Origin of the sequence: Nonomuraea sp. NPDC049607, assembly GCF_040675375.1 — a bacterium.
Classification (GTDB): domain Bacteria; phylum Actinomycetota; class Actinomycetes; order Streptosporangiales; family Streptosporangiaceae; genus Nonomuraea.
Genome location: NZ_JBFAOV010000022.1, coordinates 93,467 through 104,341, shown reverse-complemented (window position 1 = coordinate 104,341; position 10,875 = coordinate 93,467). Strand labels below are relative to the sequence as shown.

11 protein-coding genes are annotated in these 10,875 nt (G+C 72.3%); 3 read left to right on the top strand and 8 right to left on the bottom strand.

What is annotated here, in order from left to right; all coding sequences use genetic code 11:
• Position 1: 1 nt before the first annotated feature.
• The 6 genes from AB0J97_RS34160 to AB0J97_RS34135 all read right to left on the bottom strand — a co-directional run bounded on the left by AB0J97_RS34160 (position 2) and on the right by AB0J97_RS34135 (position 6,601).
• On the bottom strand, positions 2 to 967 hold the full coding sequence (locus tag AB0J97_RS34160) for an ADP-ribosylglycohydrolase family protein (protein WP_364096419.1): 966 nt from the start codon (positions 965 to 967) through the stop codon (positions 2 to 4).
• Positions 964 to 2,274 carry a sugar ABC transporter substrate-binding protein gene (locus AB0J97_RS34155; protein WP_364096416.1) on the bottom strand — a complete coding sequence of 437 codons (1,311 nt, stop codon included), beginning with the start codon at positions 2,272 to 2,274 and terminating at the stop codon, positions 964 to 966. The genes AB0J97_RS34160 and AB0J97_RS34155 overlap by 4 nt, the downstream gene beginning before the upstream one ends.
• Positions 2,275 to 2,286: 12 nt before the next feature.
• Complete coding sequence (locus tag AB0J97_RS34150; RefSeq protein WP_357706637.1) at positions 2,287 to 3,105, bottom strand: carbohydrate ABC transporter permease; 819 nt, start codon at positions 3,103 to 3,105, stop codon at positions 2,287 to 2,289.
• Positions 3,102 to 4,016: a sugar ABC transporter permease gene (locus AB0J97_RS34145; RefSeq protein WP_357706638.1), complete on the bottom strand. Its 915-nt coding sequence runs from the start codon at positions 4,014 to 4,016 to the stop codon at positions 3,102 to 3,104. Before AB0J97_RS34145 ends, AB0J97_RS34150 begins: the two co-directional genes overlap by 4 nt.
• Positions 4,013 to 5,044, bottom strand: a complete 1,032-nt coding sequence (locus AB0J97_RS34140; RefSeq protein WP_357706639.1) for a LacI family DNA-binding transcriptional regulator — start codon at positions 5,042 to 5,044, stop codon at positions 4,013 to 4,015. The genes AB0J97_RS34145 and AB0J97_RS34140 overlap by 4 nt, the downstream gene beginning before the upstream one ends.
• A gap of 330 nt (positions 5,045 to 5,374) precedes the next feature.
• A complete protein-coding gene (locus AB0J97_RS34135; protein ID WP_364096410.1) occupies positions 5,375 to 6,601 on the bottom strand; it encodes an MFS transporter in 1,227 nt (408 codons plus the stop codon).
• A 23-nt stretch (positions 6,602 to 6,624) separates the two neighbouring features.
• Between AB0J97_RS34135 and AB0J97_RS34130 the strand changes: the two genes are divergently transcribed.
• The 3 genes from AB0J97_RS34130 (at position 6,625) to mihF (ending at position 8,781) form a co-directional block, all read left to right on the top strand.
• Positions 6,625 to 7,860: an ROK family protein gene (locus AB0J97_RS34130; RefSeq protein ID WP_364096407.1), complete on the top strand. Its 1,236-nt coding sequence runs from the start codon at positions 6,625 to 6,627 to the stop codon at positions 7,858 to 7,860.
• A gap of 108 nt (positions 7,861 to 7,968) precedes the next feature.
• Positions 7,969 to 8,373, top strand: coding sequence for a heme-binding protein (locus AB0J97_RS34125; protein WP_364096404.1), 405 nt, complete (start codon positions 7,969 to 7,971; stop codon positions 8,371 to 8,373).
• 102 nt (positions 8,374 to 8,475) lie between these two features.
• A complete protein-coding gene (mihF, locus tag AB0J97_RS34120; RefSeq protein WP_043641121.1) occupies positions 8,476 to 8,781 on the top strand; it encodes an integration host factor, actinobacterial type in 306 nt (101 codons plus the stop codon).
• 142 nt (positions 8,782 to 8,923) lie between these two features.
• Here mihF and AB0J97_RS34115 read toward each other — a convergent pair whose 3' ends face one another.
• Entirely contained in the window at positions 8,924 to 9,571 is a 648-nt protein-coding gene (locus AB0J97_RS34115; protein ID WP_358285518.1) for a response regulator transcription factor, read from the bottom strand.
• On the bottom strand, positions 9,562 to 10,809 hold the full coding sequence (locus AB0J97_RS34110) for a sensor domain-containing protein (protein ID WP_357706645.1): 1,248 nt from the start codon (positions 10,807 to 10,809) through the stop codon (positions 9,562 to 9,564). The genes AB0J97_RS34115 and AB0J97_RS34110 overlap by 10 nt, the downstream gene beginning before the upstream one ends.
• Between the last annotated feature and the right edge of the window lie 66 nt (positions 10,810 to 10,875).

Genomic DNA, 10,875 nt, shown 5'->3' with positions numbered 1-10,875 from the left:
TCTACAGTCCTTCCGCCAGCTCGTCGGCGACGTCCAGCACGTGTCTTCCGGCCACGACGGGCAGGCATTTCCCGCTCACCGGGCCGATCTGGGCGGCCCATCGGGCGGGCACGCCCTGCTCTCCCTGGATGGCGCCGGCGATCGCGCCGGCGATGGCGCCGATCGTGTCGGCGTCCCTGCCCAGGCTCACCCCGAACGTCACCGTCGCCTCCACCTCGCCGCCGCCCGCCAGGACGGCGCCCAGCGCCAGCGCGACGGCCTCGGGCGCGAGGTCGGTCCAGGGGTAGTGCCTGATCACGACGGCCTCGTGCAGGGCCTCGATCAGGGCGAGGTCGTCGCCCGCGCCGGACGCGAGCACGTCGCGCGCCCTGACGATCGCGCGGGCCGTCCAGGAGTCGGCGGGGATCACCGACAGCGCGGCCGCCACCGCCTCCGCGGGCGTGCCGCCCGCCATCGCGGCGGCCACGGCCCCGGCGACCGCGCGGCCGCCGAGTATGCCCTCGCCCGACCCGCTGACCAGCCCGTCCTGCTCGATCAGGCGGGCGGCCTCGGCCGGGTCGCCGGGGCAGAAGATCCCGTACGGGGCCGCCCGCATGGCCAGGCCGTCGGACCAGCCGTGCTGGTGGACGCGTCCGGTCAGCGGGGGTTCCAGCCCCCGGCGAAGCGCTTCGATGGTGCCCAGCTCGGAGAAGCCGGCGCCGCGCATCGGCCCGGTCACCGACGGGATGATCTCCCGCCGGTACGCCCGCGCGACGTCGGCCGCGGTCAGGGCGTGCCCGTGCCGGACGAGCAGCGAGGCGGCGAAGATGGCGTACTCAGTGTCGTCGGTGCCGCCCCCTTCGATCTCGGTGAGCCGGCCCCACCGCCGCCGGATCTCCGACGGCGACAGGTTCTCGGCGGGGGCCCCGAGGGCGTCGCCGGCCGCGAGGCCGAGCAGACACCCCCGGGCCCTCAGGCGATGAGTCACTGCTGGTACCGCTCCAAGACCTGGTTGCCGTCCTCGACGAGCCGCTTGGCCGCGTCGTCGATGGTGATCTTATTGGCGAAGTACTCCTGGAGGACCGGCGTGGCGACCTTGCTCTTCCACTCGTCGAAGCCGTTCACCTTCAGGAACGGAGCCACGACCAGGTTCTTGGCGGAGGCGGTGGCGACGTCCCAGCCGTTCTCCTGGGTGGTCATCGCCGGGTCGGCGGCGGCCGTCTGCGAGGTCGGCAGCAGCCAGTCGCCCTTGGCGAGCTTGGCCTGGTTGGCGCCGTTGAGGAAGAACGAGATGAACTTCATGGCCTCGTCCGGGTGCTTGCTGTCCTGGGCGATCGACAGCGTCTGCGAGACCGCGCCCTGCTGGGCGCTGGTGCCCTTCGGCGCGGGCAGCGTCACCCAGTCGAAGTCGTCCGGGGCCTGCTCGGCGACCTGCTGGCGCAGGTAGACGCCGGCCGGCAGCAGCGCGAACTTGCCCTTGTAGAAGGCGGGCAGCGGGTCGGCGGTGCCCTGGCCGAGCGCGGCCGGGTCGGCCGACTTGTCCTTGTAGAGCTGGTCGTGGATGCGCTGCAGCACCTCGCGCTCCTCCGGCCCGACCTTGACGGTGGTCTTGCCGTCGGTGGTCTGGAAGAACGTGCCGCCGAAGTTGAGCGCCAGGTTGAGCGTCTTGTTGACCGGCGACTTCATCGGCCAGGCCACGCCGAACGTGCCGCCCTTGGTCATCTTCTTGGCGGCCTCGGAGAACTCGTCCCAGGTCCACGGGTTGTCCGCGGTCGGGACGCGCACCTTGGAGGCGTCCAGGAGCTTCTTGTTGGCGATGATGACCTGCGACTCCTGCAGGAACGGCACGCCGTAGACGCCCTGCTCGCCCTTGCCGCCGTTGAAGGTGACGGTGCCCCAGGCCGACTGCGGGATGTCGCCCTTGAGGTCGGCGGGCAGCTTGCTCGTCAGGTCGAGCAGGTAGCCGTCGGAGGCGAACCCGGCCAGCGCCGGCGAGTCGTTGTGGATCACGTCGGGCGCGGTGCCGCCGGCGAACTGGGTGACGAGCTGGTCGTTGACGTTGTCCCAGCTGCCCTGCACGTACGTGACCTGGGTCTTCGGGTTGGCCTTGTTCCACTCCTCGACGAGCTGCTTGTTGGCCGCGACGGACTCCTTCTGCCAGGCCAGGCTGAGGAAGTTGAGCTTCACCGGCTCGCCGGAGGAGGCGGCCTCTCCACCGCCTCCTCCTCCGCTGCTGCCACACGCGGCGGCGAGAGCGACGACGGCCGCCGCCGCCAATGCGGACTTGATTCGCATATGAGCCTCCTACTAGCCCTTCACGGCGCCGGCCATCAGGCCGGACTTCAGTCGCCGCTGAATGATTGCGAAGAAGATCAGGCTCGGGATCGTCGCCATGAGCGACGCCGCGGCCAGCGGGCCGAGCCTGGCCACCCCCTCGGGGCCGGTGAACCGCACCAGCGTGAGCGGGAGTGTCATCACGTCGGGGTCCTGGAGGATCACGAGCGCGAACAGGAACTCGTTCCACGACGAGATGAAAGAGAACAGCAGCGTGGCCACCACGCCGGGCGCGAGCAGCGGCGCCACCACGCTGGCGATCGAGCGCAGCCGGGTCGCGCCGTCGACGGCCGCGGCCTCCTCCAGCTCGCGCGGCACGGCCCGCACGTAGCCCTGGAGCATCCACAGCGCGAACGGCAGCGTGAACGTCACGTGCACGACGACGAGCCCCGGCAGGGTGTTCACCAGCTCCAGATCCCGAAGGATCATGAAGAGCGGGATGATGATCAGGATGAACGGGAAGACCTGGCTGACCAGCACCCACCCGATCGCGACCTTGTTGAGCAGGCTGCGGTAGCGGGCCATGGCGTACGAGGCCGGCAGCGAGATCAGCACCGTGATCACGCTGCTGAACAGCGCCACGACCAGGCTGCGGCCGGCCGCGCCGATCAGGTCCTGCTCGCCGAAGGCGTCGGAGAAGTTGGACAGGGTCGGCTCGCGCGGGATCCACGTCGGGTCGGCGAGGGCCATCTCCTGGGGCGTCTTCAGCGCCGTGGACAGCAGCCAGAACAGCGGGAAGGCCAGGAAGACGATGTACGCGACCAGCGCGACGTACTGCGGGGCGCGTCTCATCGGGTCTCCCTCATCTGGCGCCACAGGTACAGGCCGAGCACCGCGAGCACGACGATCGCCATGGCCAGGCCGAGCATCGAGGCGTATCCGGCCATCCGGTAGCGGAAGGCCTCCTCGTAGGCGAACAGCATGGGCAGCCGGGTCTGGCCGCCGGGCCCGCCCTGGGTGAGCACGTAGACCAGGCCGAACTGGTTGATGTTCCACACGAAGTCGAGCGAGGTGATCGACACGATCACCGGCCGGAGCTGCGGGAGCGTGATGCTCCAGAACCGCCGCCAGCGGCCGGCGCCGTCGACCTCGCCGGCCTCGTAGAGCTCCTTGGGGATGCCCTGGAGGCCCGCGAGCAGCACGACGGTGGTCTGCGGCATGCCGGTCCAGACGCCGACCACGATGATCGCGGGCAGCGCGAGCGAGAAGTCGGCCAGCCAGTTGACGTGCGTGCCGAGCAGGCTGTTCAGGATGCCCGCGTCAGGGTGGTAGACGAGCTTCCACATCAGGCCGATGACCACCGGCGGCATCGCCCACGGCACCACCGCGAGCACCCGGGCCAGGGTCCTGAAGCGCAGGTTCTGGTTGAGCAGCACGGCCAGGCCGAGCGCGGCCAGGAACTGCAGCACGGTCACCGAGACCGACCAGATCGCGCCGATCCGGAACGAGGCCCAGAAGTCGTCGTCGGTGAGCAGCCGGCCGAAGTTCTCCAGGCCGACGAAGCTGGTCTCGTGGACGCGCGTGTTGCGGGCGTCGGTGAAGGCCAGGCCGATGCCGTACAGGAGCGGGCCGATGCTGAACAGCGCGACGGGAACCAGCGCGGGCAGCATGAGCAGCCACATCTCGCGGTTCCTGCGCGACTTGGGGCGCCGCCGGGAAGGCGGGCGCCGGGGCGGTGCCGCCGTGGTCACGGTCGCGGTCACGTCCTGCCTCCCTCATGTCCGTAGGTCTCGCCCGCCGTCGAGGCCCGCACCACCAGGCGCGGCGGCACGGTGATCACGCGCGGCGCGGCGTCGTCGCCGTTCAGCCGGTCGAGCAGCAGCTCGGCGGCGGCCTTGCCGCGCTCGGCCGAGCCGAGCGAGACGCTCGACAGCGACGGCCAGGACGCGGCGGCCAGGTCGGTGTCGTCCATGCCGACCACCGCCACGTCGTCGGGCACCCGGCGGCCGGCCGCGCGCAGCACGTCCAGGGCGCCGAGCGCGATCAGGTCGTTGGCGCACATCAGCGCGTCGACGTCGGGCGCCCGGTCCAGCAGCTCGGCCACCGCGCGGCCCCCCTGCGCGCGGTAGAAGTCGCCGATCTGGACGAGGTCGTCGTCGTAGGGCAGTCCGAGCTGCTCCAGCGCCTCGCGGTAGGCCGCGCCTCGCGAGGCGCCGGGCCAGGTGTCGGGCGGGCCGTTGACGAGCGCGATGCGCCGGCGGCCGAGCGCGTGCAGGTGGTCGACGGCGAGCCTGACGCCGGTACGCGAGTCGGCCCGCACGTTGTCCACCGGCGTGCCCTCCGGCACCGTGCCGATGATCACGACGGGCGCCCTGGCCGCGGCCAGCATCTGCAGGTGGGCGTCGGTGACCCGGAGCGGGCTCATGATCAGCCCGTCCACGTACCGCTCGCCCAGGCTGTGCAGCACGTCGATCTCGTCGGCCACGACCGCGTCGGTCGAGTGCAGCACGAGCCGGTAGCCGGCCGCCTTGAGCACCGGCTGGATCTGACGCAGCATCGCCAGGTAGGCGGGGTTGCCGACGTCGGCCATGGCGAAGGCCACCTGGTGGGTGCGCCGGGACTTGAGCGACCTGGCCACGGCGTTGCGCACGTAGCCCAGCTCGTCGGCGGCGGCCATCACCTTGCGCACGGTCTCCTGCCTGGTCGGCAGGCCGTTGAGGACCCGCGAGACGGAGGCGATCGAGACACCGGCGCGCTCGGCGATCGTGGTGATCGTGGGTCCGTCGGCCAAGGCTGTCCTTCCAAGAAGGTAAACGTTTACGGGAAAGTGTCTGTAAACGTTTACCGTGTTTCGCACATGAAACCGGCCCGTAACTTCGGGGTCAAGTCACGATCCCATAACGCCAGGTCAGCGGGCATATCGGCAAAAGAAGAGCGCCCACTCCCCCGGGCTCGGGGAAGCGGGCGCACAAGGACCCGTGACAGCGGGCGCACAAGGACCCGTGACAGCGGGCGCACAAGGACCCGTGACAGCGGGCGCTCAAGGGCCCTTGGCGGCGGGCGCGCGACGGCCCGTGACGGCGGGCGCGCGAGGGTCGGCGGCAGTGGGCGCCCGCCGGGGTTACGCGGGACGTTCGGCGGGGACGGGCGCGGGGGCCGTCCGCCCGGTGAGCGAGCGGATCGCCGGGGCGCCGCTGAGCGCGACGACGGCGGCCAGGACGGCCGGGATGATCAGCGCCACGGGCAGCGACTTCGTCGCCTCGGCCACGTACCCGAGGACCGCCGGGCCGAGCAGCAGCCCGCTGTAGCCGAAGGCCGTCACCATGGCCAGCGCGCGGCCCACCGGACCGCCCGCCGCGCCGACCGCGCTGAACAGCACCGGCACGACCGTGGCCAGCCCCACGCCCGCCAGCGCCCAGCCGGTCCACGCGCACACCACGCGCAGCGCCCCGCCGAAGACCGGCGCGCCGAGCACCAGGACGTACCCCAGGGTGGCGAAGCCGCCGGCGAGCTGGATCGTGCGCACCGAGCCGAGCCGGGCCCTGATCGGGTCGCCGAGCAGGCGGATCGTCGTCATGGCGACCGAGAAGATCGTGTAGGCGAGCGGCGCGGCGGCCGGGTCGGTGTTCAGCACCCAGCGGGCGTGCAGCGCGGCCCAGTCGATGGCGGCGCCCTCGCTCAGGTGCCCGGCGAAGGCCGCGACCCCGAGCAGCGCGATGAGCGCCCACTTCAGCGTGCCGCCGCTCTCACCGCCGTCCGTCTCCTCGCCGGCCTGCCGGGCGGCGTCGGGCAGGAGCAGGCGGCAGGCCAGCAGGTACAGGAACGGCACCACGATCGCCGCCGTCACCAGCAGCGCCTGCGGGTCGATCGCCATCCGCAGCACGAGGGACGTCAGCAGGCCCCCGGCCGCCCCGCCCAGGCTCCACGTGCCGTGGAAGGCCGAGATGATCGGCCGGCCGTAGACCCGCTCGACCTCGACGGAGTGGGCGTTGATGGCGACCTCGACCACCCCCAGCCCGATCCCGAACAGCAGCGCCAGCGCCATCAGCGCCCCGTACGAGGGCGCCAGCGCGGGCCCGAGGAGCAGCACGGCCGACAGCGGCCCGCCGACCCAGCACACCCGCCGGCTCGACCACCTGTCCACCAGCCGCCCGGCCACCAGCATCGACACCAGCGCGCCACCGGAGATCAACAGCAGGACGGTGCCCAGTCTGGCGGCGCCGAGGCCGAGGCGGTCGTTCAACGAGGGCAGCCCGGCCGCCCACAGACCCATCACGAATCCGCTGAGAGTGAAGAGACCGAAGACTCCGACACGAGCCCGTTTGGCATCAATGAGGCTTTTGTTCACGCCAAGAGCATAAGCTGTGATGTGTGAGAAGTGCTACGACGAGCGGCGAACTTCGCGCGCACAACCGGGTCCGGCTGCTGCGCGCCGTGCACGACTGCGGGGCGACCCGTACCAGGTCGCAGCTCACCCGCGACCTGAACCTGGCCAGGGGCACGGCGTCGGTGCTCGTCGCCGGCCTGGCCGAGGACGCCCTGCTGCACGAGGAGCCCGCCGCCGGGCACACCAGGGGACGGCCCACGCAGGTGCCCGGCCCCCACCCGGGGGGCCCGCTGGCCCTGGCCGCCGACGTGCGCGAGGACGCCTGGGAGCTGGCGGCGTGCGAGCTGGGCGGACGGGTGAGCGTCCTGGAGGTCCAGCCGCACGACGGCACCCCGGAAGGCGCCCTGGCCTCGCTGGGCCAGGCGGTGTCCGACCACCTGTCGCGGCGGGTGGTGGGCCTCGGGGTGGCGCTCGCGGGCCCGGTCCGGCACGACGGGCTGGTCGACATCGCCCACCTGGGCTGGCGGTCGGTGGACGTGCCCCGGCTGCTGGCCCTCGGCCGGCGGGCGTCCGGCCCGGACCCGGTCGTGGTGGGCAACGACGCGGGCCTGGCCGCCCTGGCCGAGGCCCGCCGGGGACGGCTGCGCGGCGTACGGCTGGGCCTGCACCTGCACGTGGACTTCGACCTCGGCGGCGTCCTCGTCGTGGACGGCCGGCCGCTGGACGGCGCGAGCGGCCCCGGCGCCGAGTTCGGCCACATGCCGCTGGGCGGCGGCGACCGGCCGTGCGCGTGCGGCGCGACCGGCTGCTGGGGCCAGGAGGTGGGCGCGAACGCGCTGCTGCGCCACGTGGGCCTGGCCTACGGCGGCGGCCGGGGCCGCGCGCAGGCGGAGGAGGTGCTGGCCGGCAGCCGGGAGGCGGTCGAGGCCGGGGCCCGCGCGCTCGGCCTGGGCATCGCCGCCCTGGTCAACGCCCACGACCCCGAGGTCGTCACGCTCTCCGGGCACGGCCCCGCGCTGCTGGAGCGCGCGGGCGAGGCCCTGACCGGCTCCTGCGCTCCCGCGCTGATGGCCATCCGGCGGGAGCGCCCGCCCCGGATCGAGGCCGCCGCGCTCGGCTGGCGCGGCACGCTGCTGGGGGCCATGGAGTCGGTCTTCGACGCCTTCCTGACCCCCGAAGGGCTGGAGAGATGGCGTGAAACAGGCCCCGACCAGGGCGCCGACACGCCCGGATCACGAAATGTGACGCATTCCACCCCAAAGCAGAAAATCCTGCAATAGCGCTCGGCCGTACGAGCCCCGACCAGGCGATCTTGCGGGCCCCGGCCCCGCCGCTGTACGGATGGAAGAGCCCGGCGCGCTCACGACCATCGACGGGGGTGGGAACGCATGGATCTGGAACTCGCGCTCCGCATGACCGAGGCCGCTCTGAAGCAGGCCGTCCGGGAGGGCGCGCTGGTCTCCGTGGCGGTCGTGGACGGGGGCGGACATCTGGTGTCTTTCCAGCGTATGGCGGGTGCGGAGATCGCCGGGCCGGTGCTCGCGCCGGGCAAGGCGTACACGGCGGTGGCCCTTCGCACGGCCACCGCCGACCTGGCTCCGCTGGTGGCGCCGGGAGGGGAGCTCTTCGGCCTGACTGGTGACCGATTTGTCTGTTTTGGAGGTGGTGTCCCCCTCTGGGCGGACTACGGCGAAGGGGAACGCGTGGTCGGCGGCGTAGGGGTCAGCGGCGGCACGATCGCCCAGGACGTGGCGTGCGCCGAAGCGGCCGCCCTGGTGTGGCGGACTCGTTGAGCGGGCGCTTTCCGCAACACGAACCGCTGGTATCCGCCATGATTAGCCACTGCACCACGGGAAACACTTTCCCGAACCCAACTCCCCGAGGAGAGAAACGAGATGGCACTTCCCACTCTCACCCCCGAGCAGCGTCAGGCGGCTCTGGCGAAGGCGGCCGAGGCCCGCGCGGCCCGCACGGCCCTGCTCGCCAAGGTCAAGGCGGGCGAGCTGACCTTCGCCCAGCTCCTGGAGCGCGACGACGACATCGCGAAGAAGATCAAGGTGTCCCAGGCCCTGCGCGCGGTCAAGGGCGTCGGCCCGGCCAAGGCCACCGCGCTCATGGAGGAGGCCGGCGTCGACGAGAAGCGCCGTCTCGGCGGCCTGGGCGCCCAGCAGCGCAAGAAGCTGGTCGACGCGCTCGGCTAGAACCGGGCGGCCGGGTCCGCGCGCCACGGCGCGCGGGCCGGCCGGCGACCCCTCGTAGGGCCAGGAGGGGCCGGAGAGCGGCGAGCGCTCCACGGCGGGCCCGGCCGAGGGGTCAACCTCAGGCGGTCGATCTCAGGGGAGGTCAGGACCGCAGGTAGGCCAGCACGGCGAGCACGCGGCGATGCTGGTCGCTGTCGTCGGCGTAGAGGCCGAGCTTGTTGAAGATGCTCCTGATGTGCTTCTCCACGGCGCCGTCGCTGATGACGAGCTGCCGCCCGATGGCCGGGTTGGACTTGCCCTCGGCCATCAGCCCGAGCACCTCGCGTTCGCGCGGCGTGAGCTGCGCCAGCGGGTCGTCCTTGCGTCTGCGGACCATCAACTGGGACACCACCTGCGGATCGAACACGGTGCCCCCCGCCGCCACCCGCCGCAGCCCCTCCAGGAACTCGTCGACGTCGACGACCCGGTCCTTCAACAGGTAGCCCACCGCGCCACGGGCGTCGGCGAGCAGGTCGTCGGCGTAGGAGACCTCGACGTACTGCGACAGGATGAGCACCGGGGCGCCGGACACCCTGCGCCGGGCCTCGACCGCCGCCCGCAGCCCCTCGTCGGTGAACGACGGCGGCATGCGCACGTCGACCACCGACACGTCGGGTCTGTGCTCGACGATCGCCTCCACGAGGGCGTCGCCGTCCCCCACGGTGGCGACCACCTCGCAGCCGAACTCCTCCAGCAGCCTGACCAGGCCCTCCCTGATCAGAACCGCGTCATCGGCCACGACTACCCGCACGGCACCTCCGCCACGATCACCGTCGGCCCGCCGTCCGGCGACCGAACGGTGAGCTCCCCGTCAACGGCGCGGAGCCGGTCGGCCAGACCGGCCAGGCCGTGTCCCTTGGCGACGTGTGCGCCGCCCACCCCATCATCCCCGATCGTGAGCATGAGGACGTCACCGATGCGGGCGAGCTGGACCGTGCAGATGGTCGCGCGGCTGTGTTTGGCCACGTTGGTGAGGGTTTCCGCGCAGACGAAGTAGATCGCGTTCTCGGTCGCCGCCTGGAAGCGGCCCACGGTCTGCACGTCGAGGTCGACCGGCACCGTGCAGCGGCCGGCGAGGGCCGCCAGGGCGGGCGCGAGGCCGCGGTCGGACAGGATGGGCGGCGCGATGCCGCGCGAGAGGGCGCGCAGCTCGTCGAGCGTCTCGCGGGTGGCGCTGATCGCCTCGCCGATCGTGGCCGAGGCGGCCTGCGGGTCCTTGGCGAGCTGCCGCTGCGCCCTGGACAGCTCCATGGCCAGCGAGACCAGGCGCTGCTGCGGGCCGTCGTGGATGTCGCGCTCCAGCTTGCGCAGCGCGTTGGCCTCGGCGGAGACGGCCGCCGCCCGGCCCTCGGCCAGGTCGTCGATGCGCTCCTGCAGCTCGGCGACGCCGGTCAGCAGCGCCCGGCCGAGCCCGGCCCTGACCAGCGCGGCCCCGCGCACCATGAACGGCATGATGAAGGCGAACACCAGGCCGAGCGAGACGTAGAAGATCGTGTTCACGACGTAGCCGGTGCCGATCCCGAGCAGCTGGGGCAGCTCCATGTTGCCGGGGATGCGCGAGGTGATCAGGCCGTAGAGCGGGTAGGTCAGCCCGAGGATCGGGATCGCCCAGAACACCACGGTCAGCACGAACGCCAGGACGGCGAACGGGAAGTTCAGGACGCCGTGCAGCAGGTCCAGCCACGACTGGCCGTTGGTCAGCGGGTTGACGATCCGGCGGAAGCGCCCCGCCCCCTCCGGCGCCGGACGGTAGCGCGGCCGTACGGGCGGCCGCTTGAGCACGTCGGACAGCCAGCCGCGCTCGGCGTCGGCGAAGCCCCTCGCCACCAGGAGCGTGCCGGCCAGCAGCGGCACGCCGATCCACACGACCGCGGTGCCGACGCCCGCGGCGAAACCGGCAATCATGATCACGAAGCCGATGACGGCCGTCGGGAATCCGACCAGCGTGTAGCGGGTGTCGAGAAGGACACGCCTCATCAGGGAGCGCATGCAATGAAGGCTAAGTCCCCCGGCGGAGCGGTACGAGCCGGTACGCAGGCGTCCGGTGGTAGGGCC

Coding starts and splice junctions, on each gene's coding strand:
- AB0J97_RS34125 (WP_364096404.1), top strand. CDS start 7,969: ATGGATCTGGAACTCGCGCTCCGCATGACCGAGGCCGCTCTGAAGCAG.
- AB0J97_RS34110 (WP_357706645.1), bottom strand. CDS start 10,809: ATGCGCTCCCTGATGAGGCGTGTCCTTCTCGACACCCGCTACACGCTG.
- AB0J97_RS34150 (WP_357706637.1), bottom strand. CDS start 3,105: ATGAGACGCGCCCCGCAGTACGTCGCGCTGGTCGCGTACATCGTCTTC.
- AB0J97_RS34155 (WP_364096416.1), bottom strand. CDS start 2,274: ATGCGAATCAAGTCCGCATTGGCGGCGGCGGCCGTCGTCGCTCTCGCC.
- mihF (WP_043641121.1), top strand. CDS start 8,476: ATGGCACTTCCCACTCTCACCCCCGAGCAGCGTCAGGCGGCTCTGGCG.